The sequence below is a fragment of the Sphaerotilus uruguayifluvii genome (genome assembly GCF_013294065.1).
Taxonomy (GTDB): domain Bacteria; phylum Pseudomonadota; class Gammaproteobacteria; order Burkholderiales; family Burkholderiaceae_C; genus Sphaerotilus; species Sphaerotilus uruguayifluvii.
In genome coordinates, this window is sequence record NZ_JABSNM010000006.1 from 210,692 (window position 1) to 225,656 (window position 14,965).

The following is a 14,965-nucleotide window of genomic DNA, read 5'->3' on the forward strand; positions in this document are numbered from 1 at the left end:
CGCGCACAATGTTTTCCAGCTCCATTCCATGAGTCCGAACGCTCCCATGACCTCGACTGCTCCGACCGCACCGACCGTCCAGATCGTCTCCACCCGGCCGTTCGACGGCCAGCGCCCCGGCACCTCCGGCCTGCGCAAGAAGGTCACCGTCTTCCAGCAGCTGCACTACCTCGAGAACTTCGTCCAGGCGCTGTTCGACATCCTGCCCGAGCAGGTCGGCCCCCTGGCCGGCCAGACGCTGGTGGTGGGCGGCGACGGCCGCTTCCACAACCGCGTGGCGGTGCAGACCATCCTGAAGATGGCCGCGGCCGGCGGCGTCGGCCGCGTGATGGTGGGCCGCGGCGGCCTGCTGTCGACGCCGGCGGCCAGCGCGGTGATCCGCAAGCACGGCGCCTACGGCGGCATCATCCTGTCGGCCAGCCACAACCCCGGTGGCCCGGACGGCGACTTCGGCATCAAGTACAACATCGCCAACGGCGGCCCGGCCCCGGAGAAAATCACCGAGGCCATCTACGCCCGCACCCGCGACATCACCGAGTACCGCACGCTCGCCGGTGCTGCCGATCTGGACCTGGACCGGCTCGGCACCACCACGCTGGCCGGCATGACGGTCGAGGTGATCGACCCGGTGGCCGACTACGCCGAGCTGATGCAGAAGCTCTTCGACTTCGACGCGATGCGCGCCTGGTTCGCCCGGGGCGGGCGCATGCGCATGGACTCGATGGGCGCGATCAGCGGTCCCTACGCCCGAGCGGTGCTGGAAGGCCTGCTGGGTGCGCCGGCCGGCACGGTGGTCAACGGCGAGCCGCTGGAGGACTTCGGCGGCCATCACCCCGATCCGAACCCGGCCCATGCCACCGAGCTGATCGCCGCGATGAGCGGCGCCGGCGCCCCGGACTTCGGCGCCGCCTCGGACGGCGACGCCGACCGCAACATGATCCTGGGCCGCGACTTCGTCGTGACGCCCTCCGACAGCCTGGCGCTGCTGGCCGCGCATGCCACCAAGGTGCCGGGCTACCGCGACGGCCTGGCCGGCATCGCCCGCTCGATGCCGACCTCGCAGGCCGCCGACGTGGTGGCGCAGGCGCTGGGCATTCCGGCCTGGGAGACGCCGACGGGCTGGAAGTTCTTCGGCAACCTGCTGGATGCCGGCAAGGCCACGCTCTGCGGCGAGGAAAGCTACGGCACCGGCTCCAACCATGTGCGCGAGAAGGACGGCCTGTGGGCCATCCTGTTCTGGCTGAACCTGCTGGCGGCGACCGGCGAGTCGGTCGAGTCGCTGGTGCGCGCGCACTGGAAGCGCTTCGGCCGCCACTACTACTCGCGCCACGACTGGGAGGGCATCCCGACCGAGCGCGCCGACGCGCTGATGGCGGCGCTGCGCGAGCAGCTGCCGACGCTGGCGGGCCGGCGCTTCGGCGCGCTGGAGATCGCGCAGGCCGACGATTTCTCCTACACCGATCCGGTCGACGGCTCCGTCTCCAGCCGTCAGGGCGTGCGCCTGATCCTGGCCGGCGGCTCGCGGGTGGTCTTCCGCCTGTCGGGCACCGGCACCGAGGGCGCGACGCTGCGCGTCTACCTCGAGCGCTTCGAGCCGGCCGATGGCGACCACGACCGCCCGACCCAGGACGCGCTGGCCGACCTGATCGCGCTGGCCGACACGGTGGCGCGCATCCGCGAGCTCTCCGGCCAGACCGCGCCGACCGTCATCACCTGAGATTCCCGCCCACCCGCACACAGCAAGCAGAGCACAAGGAGACCTGCCTCATGGACATCACCCGCTACACAGAGAGCCGCACGCTGGCACGTCGCACGCTTGCCCTGGTCCTGGCCGGTGGCCGCGGCTCACGCCTGAAGGACCTGACCGACCGGCGCGCCAAGCCGGCGGTGCACTTCGGCGGCAAGTTCCGCATCATCGACTTCGCGCTGTCGAACTGCATGAACTCCGGCATGCGCCGCATCGGCGTCATCACGCAGTACAAGTCGCACTCGTTGCTGCGCCACCTGCAGCGCGGCTGGAGCTTCCTGCGCAACGAGATGGGCGAGTTCGTCGACCTGCTGCCGGCGCAGCAGCGCGTCGACGAGGAATCCTGGTACCGCGGCACCGCCGACGCCATCTACCAGAACCTCGACATCATCCGCAACTCGACCCCGCCCGAGTACATCGTCGTGCTCGCGGGCGACCACATCTACAAGATGGACTACTCGATCATGCTGGCCGACCATGCCGCCAGCGGCCGGGGCGTCACGGTCGGCTGCATCGAGGTGCCGCGCGAGGAAGCCAAGGGCTTCGGCGTGATGGCGATCGACGAGAGCCGCGCCATCATCGAGTTCGTCGAGAAGCCGGCCGATCCGCCCGCGATGCCCGGCGACCCGGACACCTCGCTGGCGAGCATGGGCATCTACATCTTCACGGCCGACTACCTGTACCGGCTGCTGGAGGAGGACGCGGCCGATCCGGATTCCGAGCACGACTTCGGCAAGAACCTGATTCCGAAGGCGGTGTCCGAAGGCCAGGCGCTGGCGCATCCGTTCTCGATGTCGGCGATCGCCAACCCGCCGTACTCGCGCGCCTACTGGCGCGACGTCGGCACGGTCGACGCGTACTGGGCGGCCAACCTCGATCTGGCCTCGACCACGCCCGAGCTGAACATGTACGACAAGGACTGGCCGATCTGGACCTACCAGGAACAGCTGCCGCCGGCCAAGTTCGTGCACGACGAGCCGGGCCGCTGCGGCCAGGCGATCAACAGCCTGGTCTCGGGCGGCTGCATCGTCTCGGGCGCGACGGTGCGCAACTCGGTGCTGTTCTCCAACGTGCTGGTGCGCTCCTTCTCGGAGATCAACCAGGCGGTGGTGCTGCCCGACGTGCAGATCGGCCGCGGCTGCCGCCTGAGCAAGGTGGTGATCGACCGGCGCTGCCGGCTGCCCGACGGCCTGGTCATCGGCGAGGATCCTGAACTGGATGCCCAGCGCTTCTTCCGCACCGACAACGGCGTGGTCCTGGTGACCCGCAGGATGCTGGCCGCGCTATGAGAGTCCTGCAGGTCTGTGCCGAGATCTTCCCGCTGCTGAAGACCGGCGGTCTGGCCGATGTCGCCGGCGCCCTGCCGCCGGCGCTGGCCGCGCTCGGCGACGAGGTGCGGGTGCTGCTGCCGGGCTTCGACGCCATCCTGGACGGGCTGCAGGAGGCGGTGGTCGTGGCCGAGCTGCAGCCGCCGCCGGCGCTGCACTGGGGCAGTGGCGGCACGCGGCTGCTGTGGGGCCGGCTGCCGGCGGTGGGCGAGGGCGTCACCGCCTATGTGATCGACGCGCCCGGCTACTACCGCCGCCCGGGCGGGCCGTATGCCGACGCCAACCGCCACCCGTACGGCGACAACCATCTGCGCTTCGCGCTGCTGGGCTGGGTCGCCGCGGAGCTGGCGCAGGGGCTCGACCCCTTCTGGCATCCGACGGTGCTGCATGCGCATGACTGGCATGCCGGCCTGGCGCCGGTCTATCTGCGTGCGGCGCAGCAGGCGCGCCACCAGCATTTCGCCGGCAGCGTCTTCACGGTGCACAACCTGGCCTACCAGGGCGGCTTCGCCGGGCATCACTTCCAGGAGCTGGGCCTGCCCAGCGGCTTCTGGGGCGTCAACGGCGTCGAGTTCCACGGCCAGATCGGCTTCATGAAGGGCGGGCTGTATTTCGCCGACCGCATCACCACCGTCAGCCCGACCTACGCGCGCGAGATCCAGGGCCCCGAGCAGGGCTGCGGCCTCGACGGGCTGCTGCGCACCCGCGGCGTCGACCTCTCGGGCATTCTCAACGGCGTCGACGATGCGGTCTGGCATCCGGCCACCGACGCGCTGCTGCCGGCCAGCTACGACGTCGACGCGCTCGACGGCAAGGCCGCCTGCAAGGCGGCGCTGCAGCAGGAGCTCGGCCTGGCGGTCGATCCGGCGCGGCCGCTGCTGTGCATCGTCAGCCGCCTGACGGAGCAGAAGGGCCTGCACCTGGTGCTGGACGCCCTGCCGGGCCTGCGCGCGCTGGGCTGGCAGTTCGCGATGCTGGGCAGCGGCGACGCCTGGATGGAGACGGCGTTCGCCGAGGCCGCGGCCGCCCATCCGGACGACGTCGCGGTGCGCATCGGCTACGACGAGCGCTTCGCGCACCGGCTGATCGCCGGCAGCGACGCGATCGCCGTGCCCTCGCGCTTCGAGCCCTGCGGCCTGACCCAGCTCTACGGCCTGAAGTACGGCACGCTGCCGCTGGTGCGCCGCGTCGGCGGTCTCGCCGACACCGTGGCCGACACGCGACTCGAGACGCTCGACCGCGACGCCACCGGCTTCGTCTTCGACGAATTTTCCGCAGGCGCGCTGCTGTGGGCCGCCGAGCGGGCCGCGGCGCTGTTCCGCCGCCCGGCCGACTGGCGTACCGTGCAGCAGCGCGCGATGCGGCAGGACTTCGGCTGGACGGCCGCCGCGCGCCACTACCAGGCGCTGTACCGCCAGGTCAGCGCCTGACGCCGCCTCCGACGACCGCCCCAGAACGACCCCTTCGCCCGATCATTCCCATGGACCTGACCCAGTTCGAGCACCAGTACGAGCAGCTCGCCCGTGACGTCGGCGCCTTCAAGCGCGCCATCTCGACCAAGCTGATGTACACCGTCGGCAAGGATCCCGTGTCGGCCCGTCCCGAGGACTGGCTGCACGCGGTGTCGCACGCGGTGCGCGACCACCTGGTCGAGCGCTGGATGAAGACGACCCGCGCGCAGTACGCGCAGGACGTCAAGCGGGTCTACTACCTCTCGATGGAGTTCCTGATCGGGCGCACCTTCACCAATGCGGTGCTGGCGCTCGAGCTGATGCCGGTGATCCGCCAGGCCCTCGGCGAGCTCGATGTCGACGTCGACAAGGTGTTCGACCTCGAGCCCGACGCGGCGCTGGGCAACGGCGGCCTGGGGCGGCTGGCGGCCTGCTTCCTGGACTCGATGGCGACGCTGGGCGTGCCGGGCTTCGGCTACGGCATCCGCTACGACTACGGCATGTTCCGCCAGACCATCGTCGACGGCCGCCAGGTCGAGGTGCCCGACTACTGGCTGACCGGCGGCAACCCGTGGGAATTCCCTCGCCCGGAGGTGCAGTACCGCGTGCGCTTCGGCGGCCACCTGGAGCAGCACGGCGACACGGTGCGCTGGGTCGGCACCGACGACGTGCTGGCGATGGCCTACGACACCATCATTCCCGGCTACGGCACCGAGGCGACCAACACGCTGCGGCTGTGGTCGGCCAAGGCCACCGAGGAGATGAACCTCCGCGCCTTCAACCAGGGCAACTACTTCGGCGCGGTCGAGACCAAGAACCACAGCGAGAACGTCTCGCGGGTGCTCTATCCGGACGACTCGACCGCCTCCGGGCGCGAGCTGCGCCTGCGCCAGGAATACTTCTTCGTCTCGGCCAGCCTGCAGGACCTGCTGCGCCGCTACCTGCGCACCCACACCGGCTTCGAGGCGCTGCCCGACAAGGTCAGCATCCACCTGAACGACACCCACCCGGTGCTGGCCATCCCCGAGCTGATGCGCCTGCTGGTCGACGAGCACCGCGTGCCCTGGACGCACGCCTGGCAGCTCTGCCAGAAGGTGTTCTCGTACACCAACCACACGCTGATGCACGAGGCGCTGGAGACCTGGCCGGTCGAGATGCTCGGCCGGGTGCTGCCGCGCCACCTGCGCATCATCTTCGACATCAACGCGCACTTCCTCGGCGGCGTGTCGCAGCGCGGCGGCGGCGATCCGGACCTGCTGCGCCGCGTCTCGCTGATCGACGAGACCGGCGAGCGCCGGGTGCGCATGGGCTATCTGGCGGTGGTGGCCAGCCATTCGGTCAACGGCGTTTCGGCGCTGCACTCCGACCTGATGAAGGCCTCGATCTTCCGCGACTTCGCGCAGCTCTGGCCCGAGCGCTTCAACAACAAGACCAACGGCGTCACGCCGCGGCGCTGGCTGGCGCAGGCCAACCCGGGGCTGGCGGCGCTGCTCGACCAGCGCCTGGGCCGGGGCTGGCGGCGCCACCTCGACCAGCTCGAGGGCCTGCGCCATGCGCTGGACCTGCCGGGCTTCCTGGGCGCGGTGCGCAAGGTCAAGCGCCAGAACAAGGAGCGGCTCGGCCGCCTGGTGCTCAAGCAGCTCGGCGTCGACCTGAACCCGGATGCGCTGTTCGACGTGCAGGTCAAGCGCATCCACGAGTACAAGCGCCAGCTGCTCAACCTGCTGCACGTCGTCACCCGCTACCAGCGCATCCTGGCCAATCCGGATGCGCAGTGGGTGCCGCGCGTGGTGGTCTTCGCCGGCAAGGCGGCCTCGGCCTACCGCATGGCCAAGCTGGTGATCCAGCTGACCAACGACATCGCCAAGGTCATCAACAACGATCCGCGCGTCGGCGGCCGGCTGAAGGTGGTCTTCATCCCGAACTACAGCGTCAGCCTGGCCGAGGTCATCATTCCGGCGGCGGATCTCTCCGAGCAGATCTCCACCGCCGGCACCGAGGCCTCGGGCACCGGCAACATGAAGTTCGCGCTCAACGGCGCGCTGACCATCGGCACGCTCGATGGCGCCAATGTCGAGATCCGCGAGCAGGTCGGCGACGAGAACATCTTCATCTTCGGCCACACCACGCCCGAGGTGGCCGACATCCGCGCCCGGGGCTACCAGCCGCGCGCGATCTACGAGGCCGATGCCGAGCTGCGTGCGGTGCTCGACGCGATCCGCGACGGCGTCTTCAGCCCCGACGATCCCGGCCGCTATCAGCCGATCTTCGACGCGCTGGTGAACTGGGGCGACCACTACCTGCTGCTGGCCGACTACGCCAGCTACGTCGCCACGCAGGACCGGGTCGACACGCTCTACCGCAACGCCGACGAGTGGAGCCGCCGCTCGGTGCTGAACATCGCCGGCATGGGCCTGTTCTCGTCGGACCGCACCATCGCCGAGTACGCGCACGAGATCTGGCACACCCGCCCGGTCATCGTGCCGGCCGCGGCCGTTCAGCCGGACTGAGCTCCGGCCCGGCCAGCGGCCGAGCGCCAGCGGGTCCAGTGCGCGCCCAGCTCGAGCGCGAAGTCCGACGGGATGAAGCGCTCGAAGCCGGCGCCGGGATAGCTGGTCAGCTCGCCGACGATCAGCCGCCCGTCGCACAGGTACAGGTCGACGCGCAGGAACTCGAAGGGCGCGGCCAGCTTCAGCGCCAGCGCGATCATCGCGTCGAGCTCGGCCGGGCGGGGGTCCGGCGCATGGTTGTCCAGCGTCAGCCGTGCCGGCAGCAGCCGCCAGTCGGTGTCGTAGAGATTGCGGGTGTGGCGCCCGAAGCGGCCGCGGTCGACCTGGATGAAGCGCACCGCGCCGCCGATCACGTAGATCTTGTGATCCGGCGGGATGCCGCCGGGTTCGCGCGGATCGCTCAGCATCGGCTCGGCCAGGATGCGCCCGCGCAGGCCTGAGTAGCACCACTCGCGGCTCTGGCGGCTGAAGTCGGTGTCGAGCCAGCGCTGCATCTCCAGCCGCAGCGCGGCCTCGGCGGCGCCATCCAGCGGCGGATCGTTCTCGCGCAGGAAGATCACCCGGCCGCTGCCCACCGTCGGCTTGAGCACGCAGGGACGCGCCAGCGTGCGCAGCGGCACCGCGTCGGCGCGGCTCCACAGGCCGAGCTGCGCCAGCACATGGTCCGGCCCGGCCTCCTGCAGCACATGCGCGCGGGTGGCGGCCTTGTCGGCGGCGAGCTGCAGCAGCGGCGAGCGGCAGCGCAGCATGTAGGCCTGGATGTGCTCGTTGAAGCTGCGCGGCTGCCGGTAGTCGGGCCAGCGGCCGAAGTAGATCAGATGGCCGACGGCCAGATAGAGCCGGTCGGGCAGCACCCGGCCGAGCCGGCGCGCCAGCCACAGGTCCGGCCGGCGACAGCCGCGCAGGCGCCGGCCCAGATGGCGCAGCCGGTCGAGCGGACCGGGCGCGGCGGCCGGGACCGCGCTCATGCGGCCGCCGGCCCGGTGCGCAGCTGGCGCAGCCAGCGCCGCAGCCGTCCGGAGGTGTTGGTCACCGCCAGCCGTCCGGCCAGCTGCCGCGGCGCCGCCAGCATTGCCAGCAGCCACAGCTGCGAGGCATAGCGCTCCGGGCGGGTGTAGCCCGGACAGGCCTGCAACGCGCGCGCCTGCAGCCGCAGCAGCCGCAGCGCGTCGTCATGCCGGTAGGGATGGCGCTGCGGCTCGGTGCGCAGCGACAGCGCGCGGGTGCGCAGGTTCCACGGCGCCGGCAGGAAGGGGCCCTCGACATGCTCGCCGCCGTGCTGCGCCAGCAGCGCCAGCGAGGCCTCGCGGCGGTGCTGGTCCACCCGCAGCGTGTCGGCATGGCGGGCGGCGATGTTGCCGAAGCAGCCCCGCGCGCGGTTGCTGCCGGAGTGGATGCGGTAGGCGCCCAGCGCCGCGGCGATGCCCAGCACCCGGCCCTGGAAGGGCGCGAGCAGGAAGGGCGGCGTGTCGGCGGCGCGGCGCCAGTCGCGCTCGACCAGCGGGAAGAAGGGCGCGATCGCGCTGCGGCGGTAGAGGTTGCCGCTCGAGGGCGGCCCGCCATAGCTGCCGAAGCGCCGGATCAGCGGCCGCACGTCGCCGTCATGCATCAGGTAGGGAATGGTGCGGCTCATGCAGCGGCCCTCGCGGTCGATGCAGCGCAGCCGGAACTGGATCTTGGCCACGCCACGTCCGCCGTCGGGCTCGGCCTGCAGGCGTGCCAGGCAGCGTGCCAGCGCCTGCGGCTCGAGCCGGTCGTCGGCATCGAGAAAGAGCACCCAGTCGCCGGTGGCCAGCGCCATCGCGGCATTCATCATCGAGCCCTGGCCGCGGTTGTCCGGGCTGATCCAGTGGCGGATGCGCGTGCCGTAGCGCCGGATCACCTCGTCGGAGCCGTCGCCGGAGGCGTCGTCGCAGACGACCACCTCCACCTCGGGCACCGGCAGGCCGTCCGGCCCGCCGTCGTGCTGCGCCAGCGCGCTGTCGATCGCCTCGCCGAGAAACCGGCCGTAGTCATGGCTGCTGATCAGGATGGAGACCCGCATCGATCTTCGTCAATGTCACCGATGCCCGCAAGGATACATCCTGTTTCATCATCGGCGTGACGGATTTCATGGCGGTGGCGGCGCCCCCCGTCATCGCGATGCTCAGTTCGCGCGCCGGCCCAGGCGTTTCAGGTGCGCCAGGTGCTGCTCGCGGCGCGCCGCGTCCGGCGCGTCGACCTGGCCGATCAGGGTCTCGTGCACCGGCGCGATGCCGACGAAGCCCAGGATGTTGCGCTCGAGCGACTTCACGCTGTGCGCGCGGAAGTAGTAGCGGTAGACCAGCGCCGGCATGCCCATGGTGACCACCACCCGCGCGCTGCGCCCGGCCAGCAGCTTTTCCGGCATGTCATGCCCGGCGGCCCGGCCCAGCGCGAAGCCCGGGCGCGCCACCTGTTCCAGGAAGCCCTTCAGCAGCGCGGGCATGTCTCCGAGCCACAGCGGGAAGAACAGCACCAGATGCTCGGCCCACAGGATGTCCTGCTGCGCCGGCCGCAGTGCCGGCGGCACCGGCTCGTTCATCCATTCCTGCTGCGTGCGCAGCAGCGGGAAATCGAGCGCGGCGACCTCGATCTGGCGGATCTCGTGGCCGCCCTCGATCGCGCCGTCGCGGTAGGCGTGTGCCAGCGCATGGCCGAAATGGGTCGGGGCCGGATCCGGGTGGCCCTGGATCAGCAGGATGCGGGTCATGACGGCATGTCCTCCTGGGCGTCATCGTCGGCCCGCTCCCCCGGGACGGCCTTGCGCCAGCACAATCCGGCCGGAAAGCGCCGCAGCGCGCCGGCTCAGCTGACGATGTAGGCCGCCGCGCCGGTGGCGATCAGCACGCCCTCGTCGTTGTGCAGGCGCATCAGCGTCGAGGCCACCCGCCCGCCGAGCCGGGTGACCTCGGCCGAGGCGACGAAATGCCGCCCCAGCCCCTGGCGCAGGTAGTCGACGCGCAGGTCGATCGTGCCCATGCGGCCGAAGCGGTGCATGACCTGGGTCGCGCTCTCGTCGGCGTGCTTCTCGGCGAGGGCCAGCGTCAGCGCGAAGCCGCCGGTGGCATCGAGCACCGCCGAGATCACGCCGCCGTGCAGCCGGCCGTAGAGATAGTGGCCGACCAGCTCGGGGCGCATGTCGAAGCGCAGCCGCGGCGCGGCCGCCTCGAGCGAGTCGACCTTCAGGCCGAGCAGCTGATTGAAGCTCAGGCGCTGTTCCCACAGCTCGGTGACGGCCTGGTGCAGCCGGGCCTGTTCGTCGGCATCGCGGCGGGCCGCGGGAGAGGAGGGGGCGTGCGCAGGGCTCATGAGATCGGATTGTCGGAAGGTGCGCCCCAGCCTGCCTGTCACCGCGGTGCCAGCCCATCGGCATTTGCCCGCGCCGGCCGGCCCTCGGGCGACAACCTCGGGCGACAATCCTGCCCGCCATGACTTCGTCCCCCCGATTCCTCCGCCTCGACGCGCTGCGCGGCCTGGCCATGGTCTGGATGACCGTCTTCCATTTCTGCTTCGACCTGAACCAGGCCGGCTGGCTGCAGCCGCGCCAGAGCTTCGTCGACGATCCGTTCTGGACCGGGCAGCGGCTGGTGATCGTCAGCACCTTTGTGCTGTGCGTCGGGCTGTCGCAGGCGGTGGCGCGTCAGGCCCGGGTGCCGACGCGGCGCTTCCTGCGCCGCTGGCTGCAGATCGCCGGCTGCGCGGTGCTGGTCAGCCTGGGCTCGATGTGGATGTTTCCGCGCAGCTGGATCAGCTTCGGCGTGCTGCATGCGGTCGCGGTCATGCTGCCGCTGCTGCGCGGGCTGCGGCTGGGCCCCGTCGGCTGGGCGCTGCTGGGCACGGTCGCGCTGCTGCTGCCGGCCTTTGTCGCGCATCCCTGGTTCGACGGGCGCTGGACGAACTGGATCGGTCTGGTGACGCGGCTGCCGGTGACGCAGGACTATGTGCCGCTGCTGCCCTGGCTGGGCGTGGCCGCCTGGGGACAGGCGATCGGGCTGGGCTTGCTGGCGCGCTGGCCCGCGCTGCTGCAGGGGCCGCTGCCGGCCGGACGAATGGCCGGACGGACGACCGGCACGCTGGCCTGGATGGGCCGGCACGCGCTGTCCTGGTACATGCTGCACCAGCCGGTGCTGATCGGCGCGATCACCGCGGCGGGCTGGCTGCTGCGCTGAGCCCGACCCCGGCGGCGGCGCCGCCCGGCGCGAAGAAGCGGCCCGGCGCCATGCCGACGGTGCGGGTGACCATCGCGCTGAAGGCGCTCGGACTGGCATAGCCCAGCTCGGCGGCGATCACGCCCATCGGCCGGCCCTCGGTCGCCAGCACCAGCGCACGCGCCAGCAGCACCTGCTGACGCCACTGCTGGAAGCTGGTGCCGAGCTCCTCGCGGAACAGCCGCGCGATGGTGCGCGGGCTGGCGCCGGTGCCGGTCGCCCAGTCCTCGAGCCGCTCGTGGCGGGTCGGCTCGTCGAGCAGCGCCTGGCAGAGCGCGCGCAGCCGCTTGTCCTGCGGCAGCGCGATGCCCAGCGGCAGCGGGCGCGCGCGCAGCAGCTCGTCGACGATCAGATCGGCCATCGCACGGGCGCGCGGCGGCAGGGTGGCCGGCAGCGCGGCCGGCCCGGCCTGCGCCGGATCGTCCTGCGCGGTCTGGCGCACCAGCTCGGCCAGCAGGCGCGAGACCTCGACGACCCGGCAGCGCTGCCAGTGCGGCTCGTCGCCCGGCGGCCGGTGCAGATAGAGCGTCAGCATTTCCGCGTCGCGCAGCACCGCCACCGAATGCTCGATGCGCGGCGGGATCCAGACCGCGCGCGTCGGCGGCACGATGCAGGTCATCTGCCCCGTCACCACCCGCGACACCCCGGTCAGCGAGAACGAGACCTGCGCCCAGTCATGCCGGTGGGACTCGACCCGCGAGCTCGCCCGCAGCACGCGCAGCTTCGCACGCACCGGCCAGCCCGCGCGCGGCGCGAAGCGCTGGGGGTCGAGCGGCGGAATGGGGGGCGGGACGGACGGCGAGGCGGCAGTGACCATGGACGGAGGCAGGAAGACGGGATGCGGGTTGGCGTGATCTCGACAGAACTTGTCTGGTTGCCGAAAGTATGCCGCGCGCCCGCTTCGTACAGTGTCGGGATGAATTCGACCACGCTTCCCCCCACCGCCGCCCGCCCCGAGGAGGACCGCGCGCGGTTGCGACGCGACGTGAGCACGATCGGCCTGATCGGCCTGGCGCACGGCACCTCTCATTTCCACCACCTGCTGCTGCCGCCGCTGTTCCCGGCCTTCATCCGCGACTTCGGGCTGAGCTACTCGGAGCTGGGCCTGCTGGTGACGGTCTTCTTCGTGATCTCCGGCGTCGGCCAGGCGCTGTCGGGCTTTCTGGTCGACCGGGTCGGGGCGCGGCCGGTGCTGTTCGGCGCGATCGTCAGCTTCCTGCTGGCCTCGCTGGCGGACGCCGGCGCGCAGGGCTATGGCGGGCTGGTGCTGGCCGCGGCGCTGGCCGGCCTGGGCAACGCGCCCTTCCATCCGGCCGACTTCACGATCCTGAACCGGCGGGTCTCGCCGCAGCGGCTCGGCCATGCCTTCTCGGTGCACGGCATCAGCGGCAACCTGGGCTGGGCGCTGGCGCCGGTCTTCCTGATCGGCCTGAGCGGCGTGTTCGGCAGCTGGCGCGCGGCCTACCTCGGCTCGGCGCTGGTGGCGGTCGTCGTGCTGGTCGTGCTGTGGCTGCGCCGCGCCGACCTGGACGACCGCGCGAGCGGCGCGTCGGCGGCCGCGCGGCCGGCCGGGGTGGCCGACGAGCACCCGATGGCCTTCCTGAAGCTGCCTTCGGTCTGGCTGTGCTTCTCGTTCTTCTTCTGGACGACCGCGGCGCTCAGCGCGGTGCAGAGCTTCGCCAGCCCGGCGCTGAACCGCATGTACGGCCTGCCCGAGACGCTGACGGCCTTCGTCGTGACCGGCTACATGCTGTGCGGGGCCTGCGGCATGGTGATCGGCGGCTTCTTGGTGGCGCGCGTCGAGCAGCTCGAGCGCACCATCGCCGCGGCCATGGCGCTGGCCGGGCTGCTGCTGATGCTGGCGGGCACCGGCTGGCTGCCGGGCATGGCGGCGGCGGCGTCGGTCGCGCTGGCCGGCTTCGGCACCGGCCTGGCGGGCCCGTCGCGCGACATGCTGATCAAGCGCGCCGCGCCGCCCGGGGCGACCGGCCGCGTCTACGGCACCGTCTACTCGGGGCTGGACACCGGCTTCGCGCTGGCCGCGCCGGTCTTCGGCCTGCTGCTCGACCACCATCTGGACGGCGCGATCTTCTTCGGCGCCGCCGCGGCGATGGTGCTGGGCATCGTGTCGGCCTCGGTCGTCGGTCGCGGACTGAAGCGGCGCTGAAAGGAGCCGCGAAAAAGAAAAGACCCGGCGGGTCAGCGCCGGGTCAAGGTACCTGAAAGACCACTTCTCTGCGAAGGTACCGAGGAGACAACCTGGAGAGGTCCCTCGACGGGATCTCAGGCCGCCTTGGAGGCAGCCTTGGTGATCGACTGGATGTTCGCTTCGGCAGTGCTGACGGCCTGCTTGGCGGCCTTCTGGGCGCTTTCGACGACGGCGGTGGTGGCGCTCATCGCCTGCTTCATCATCGCGACGGCGTTCTCGCTGCCGGCCGGGGCGTTCTTCATCGCCGATTCGACGAAGCCCTGGAACTTCTCCTGGGCCGAGGCGACCTGGGCTTCCAGCAGCTTGCTGATGTCGGCCTGGGTGGAGGTGGCGATTTCATAGACCTGACGGCCGTAGGCGGTGGCCTTCTCGGCGGCCGGCTGCAGCGCGCCCGACTGCAGGGCCAGCAGTTCCTGCGGATCCTTGACGGCCAGCAGCGCCTTGGCGTGGGCGGCCGACTCGTCGAGCGCGGCGCGGGTGACTTGCAGGTTCAGCTCGACCAGCTTCTCGACGCCACCGAAGGCCTTCTGGCCGATCTCGACGGCGGCGTCCAGGTTGGCCTTGCCAGCAGCGGTGAACTGTTCGGTGTTGATCATGATGAGCGATTCCTTGGTCGTGATGAGTCGGTCGGAAACCGGAGCGGGCCGAAGCTGGCCTCATGGTTTGCCGCATCGCGCTTTGTTGCGCTGCAGCATGACTCCAGTATAGGAGCGGCAGCGACGATTTCAAGCATCGATGCTGCGCTGCAACATCATTAGGTTGCAAACCCTAATTGAACTTTCATCACGATGGAGCCGGTACCGGTTCGGGTCAGTCGCGGTCCCGGTCGGTCTCGCTGGACGACAGGCCGGGCAGGGCGCGCAGCGCCGAGCCCATCTCGAGCAGCCGGCCCACGCGCGATCCCATGCGCATCAGCTGCGACAGCGTGCGCGGATCGAGGTGCTGCACTTCGTCGAACCAGGTGCTGAGCATGTCGATCAGCTCGTGCATGCCGCGCATGCGCTCCTGCGCGTGGCGGTCCTCCTCGCAGGTCGGCACCTCCAGCATCGCGTTGCGCAGCATCGTCAGCGTCGGCTCGACCTCGCGGCGGCGGCGCTCCTCGGCCAGGCGGCGGAAGATCTCCCAGGTGTCGGCCGGCGCCTCGAAATAGTCGCGCCGGTCGCCGGGCAGGTGGCGCAGCTGCACCAGGCGCCAGGACTGCAGCTCCTTCAGGCTCATGCTGACGTTGGAGCGGCTGATCTGCAGCGCCTCGGTGATGTCGTCGGCGTTGAGCGGGCGCTGCGAGACGTAGATCAGCGCGTAGATCTGGCCGACGGTGCGGTTGATGCCCCAGCGGCTGCCCATCTCGCCGAAGTGGGAAACGAAGCTGCGGACCAGCGGGCTCATCAGCGCAGACATGTCACGATCCGTCAAGGAATGGGTTGATTCCCATCAATTGTGTACCTGAATTTCAGAAATTTCTGAAGTCACGGAAGCTAGAATTGACGGATT

13 protein-coding genes are annotated in these 14,965 nt (G+C 70.8%); 6 read left to right on the top strand and 7 right to left on the bottom strand.

What is annotated here, in order from left to right; all coding sequences use genetic code 11:
* The first annotated feature begins 46 nt into the window (after positions 1-46).
* Genes HNQ01_RS09090 through HNQ01_RS09105 form a run of 4 tightly spaced genes read left to right on the top strand, consistent with a single transcriptional unit; the run spans position 47 to position 7,036 of the window.
* On the top strand, positions 47-1,717 hold the full coding sequence (locus HNQ01_RS09090) for an alpha-D-glucose phosphate-specific phosphoglucomutase (RefSeq protein ID WP_173805052.1): 1,671 nt from the start codon (positions 47-49) through the stop codon (positions 1,715-1,717).
* A 50-nt stretch (positions 1,718-1,767) separates the two neighbouring features.
* Positions 1,768-3,036: a glucose-1-phosphate adenylyltransferase gene (gene glgC / locus HNQ01_RS09095; RefSeq protein WP_173805053.1), complete on the top strand. Its 1,269-nt coding sequence runs from the start codon at positions 1,768-1,770 to the stop codon at positions 3,034-3,036.
* Complete coding sequence (gene glgA / locus HNQ01_RS09100) at positions 3,033-4,505, top strand: glycogen synthase GlgA (RefSeq protein WP_173805054.1); 1,473 nt, start codon at positions 3,033-3,035, stop codon at positions 4,503-4,505. Before glgC ends, glgA begins: the two co-directional genes overlap by 4 nt.
* A gap of 50 nt (positions 4,506-4,555) precedes the next feature.
* On the top strand, positions 4,556-7,036 hold the full coding sequence (locus HNQ01_RS09105; protein ID WP_173805055.1) for a glycogen/starch/alpha-glucan phosphorylase: 2,481 nt from the start codon (positions 4,556-4,558) through the stop codon (positions 7,034-7,036).
* On the opposite strand, the gene HNQ01_RS09110 is transcribed toward HNQ01_RS09105, so the two are convergent.
* The 4 genes from HNQ01_RS09110 to HNQ01_RS09125 all read right to left on the bottom strand — a co-directional run bounded on the left by HNQ01_RS09110 (position 7,024) and on the right by HNQ01_RS09125 (position 10,366).
* On the bottom strand, positions 7,024-8,004 hold the full coding sequence (locus HNQ01_RS09110; RefSeq protein ID WP_173805056.1) for an ATP-grasp fold amidoligase family protein: 981 nt from the start codon (positions 8,002-8,004) through the stop codon (positions 7,024-7,026). The genes HNQ01_RS09105 and HNQ01_RS09110 overlap by 13 nt on opposite strands.
* Positions 8,001-9,080 (bottom strand): glycosyltransferase family 2 protein, encoded by a 1,080-nt coding sequence (locus HNQ01_RS09115; protein ID WP_173805057.1) that lies wholly within the window; start codon positions 9,078-9,080, stop codon positions 8,001-8,003. The genes HNQ01_RS09110 and HNQ01_RS09115 overlap by 4 nt, the downstream gene beginning before the upstream one ends.
* A 102-nt stretch (positions 9,081-9,182) precedes the next feature.
* Positions 9,183-9,767 carry an NAD(P)H-dependent oxidoreductase gene (locus HNQ01_RS09120; RefSeq protein ID WP_173805058.1) on the bottom strand — a complete coding sequence of 195 codons (585 nt, stop codon included), beginning with the start codon at positions 9,765-9,767 and terminating at the stop codon, positions 9,183-9,185.
* Between the two features lie 95 nt (positions 9,768-9,862).
* Positions 9,863-10,366, bottom strand: a complete 504-nt coding sequence (locus HNQ01_RS09125; RefSeq protein ID WP_173805059.1) for a thioesterase family protein — start codon at positions 10,364-10,366, stop codon at positions 9,863-9,865.
* Positions 10,367-10,485: 119 nt separating this feature from the next.
* Between HNQ01_RS09125 and HNQ01_RS09130 the strand changes: the two genes are divergently transcribed.
* A complete protein-coding gene (locus HNQ01_RS09130; RefSeq protein WP_173805060.1) occupies positions 10,486-11,226 on the top strand; it encodes an acetyltransferase domain-containing protein in 741 nt (246 codons plus the stop codon).
* Here HNQ01_RS09130 and HNQ01_RS09135 read toward each other — a convergent pair.
* The gene (locus tag HNQ01_RS09135; protein WP_173805061.1) at positions 11,198-12,082 is read right to left on the bottom strand and encodes an AraC family transcriptional regulator; all 885 of its coding nucleotides are present in this window, start codon (positions 12,080-12,082) and stop codon (positions 11,198-11,200) included. The two genes, HNQ01_RS09130 and HNQ01_RS09135, sit on opposite strands and share 29 nt — an antisense overlap.
* Positions 12,083-12,181: 99 nt before the next feature.
* Here HNQ01_RS09135 and HNQ01_RS09140 point away from each other — a divergent pair, with 99 nt between their 5' ends.
* Positions 12,182-13,432, top strand: coding sequence for an MFS transporter (locus HNQ01_RS09140; RefSeq protein WP_173805062.1), 1,251 nt, complete (start codon positions 12,182-12,184; stop codon positions 13,430-13,432).
* 116 nt (positions 13,433-13,548) lie between these two features.
* Here HNQ01_RS09140 and phaP read toward each other — a convergent pair whose 3' ends face one another.
* Together phaP and HNQ01_RS09150 are read right to left on the bottom strand one after the other, a co-directional pair.
* Entirely contained in the window at positions 13,549-14,070 is a 522-nt protein-coding gene (phaP, locus tag HNQ01_RS09145; RefSeq protein ID WP_217427462.1) for a TIGR01841 family phasin, read from the bottom strand.
* Positions 14,071-14,284: 214 nt separating this feature from the next.
* Positions 14,285-14,872 (bottom strand): GbsR/MarR family transcriptional regulator, encoded by a 588-nt coding sequence (locus HNQ01_RS09150; protein WP_217427463.1) that lies wholly within the window; start codon positions 14,870-14,872, stop codon positions 14,285-14,287.
* Between the last annotated feature and the right edge of the window lie 93 nt (positions 14,873-14,965).

Excerpts from the sequence above, each read along its gene's own strand:
- HNQ01_RS09090 (WP_173805052.1), top strand. The coding sequence starts at position 47 with ATGACCTCGACTGCTCCGACCGCACCGACCGTCCAGATCGTCTCCACC.
- HNQ01_RS09135 (WP_173805061.1), bottom strand. The coding sequence starts at position 12,082 with ATGGTCACTGCCGCCTCGCCGTCCGTCCCGCCCCCCATTCCGCCGCTC.
- HNQ01_RS09130 (WP_173805060.1), top strand. The coding sequence starts at position 10,486 with ATGACTTCGTCCCCCCGATTCCTCCGCCTCGACGCGCTGCGCGGCCTG.
- HNQ01_RS09150 (WP_217427463.1), bottom strand. The coding sequence starts at position 14,872 with ATGTCTGCGCTGATGAGCCCGCTGGTCCGCAGCTTCGTTTCCCACTTC.
- HNQ01_RS09110 (WP_173805056.1), bottom strand. The coding sequence starts at position 8,004 with ATGAGCGCGGTCCCGGCCGCCGCGCCCGGTCCGCTCGACCGGCTGCGC.
- HNQ01_RS09115 (WP_173805057.1), bottom strand. The coding sequence starts at position 9,080 with ATGCGGGTCTCCATCCTGATCAGCAGCCATGACTACGGCCGGTTTCTC.
- glgC (WP_173805053.1), top strand. The coding sequence starts at position 1,768 with ATGGACATCACCCGCTACACAGAGAGCCGCACGCTGGCACGTCGCACG.
- HNQ01_RS09120 (WP_173805058.1), bottom strand. The coding sequence starts at position 9,767 with ATGACCCGCATCCTGCTGATCCAGGGCCACCCGGATCCGGCCCCGACC.
- HNQ01_RS09125 (WP_173805059.1), bottom strand. The coding sequence starts at position 10,366 with ATGAGCCCTGCGCACGCCCCCTCCTCTCCCGCGGCCCGCCGCGATGCC.
- phaP (WP_217427462.1), bottom strand. The coding sequence starts at position 14,070 with ATGATCAACACCGAACAGTTCACCGCTGCTGGCAAGGCCAACCTGGAC.
- HNQ01_RS09105 (WP_173805055.1), top strand. The coding sequence starts at position 4,556 with ATGGACCTGACCCAGTTCGAGCACCAGTACGAGCAGCTCGCCCGTGAC.
- glgA (WP_173805054.1), top strand. The coding sequence starts at position 3,033 with ATGAGAGTCCTGCAGGTCTGTGCCGAGATCTTCCCGCTGCTGAAGACC.
- HNQ01_RS09140 (WP_173805062.1), top strand. The coding sequence starts at position 12,182 with ATGAATTCGACCACGCTTCCCCCCACCGCCGCCCGCCCCGAGGAGGAC.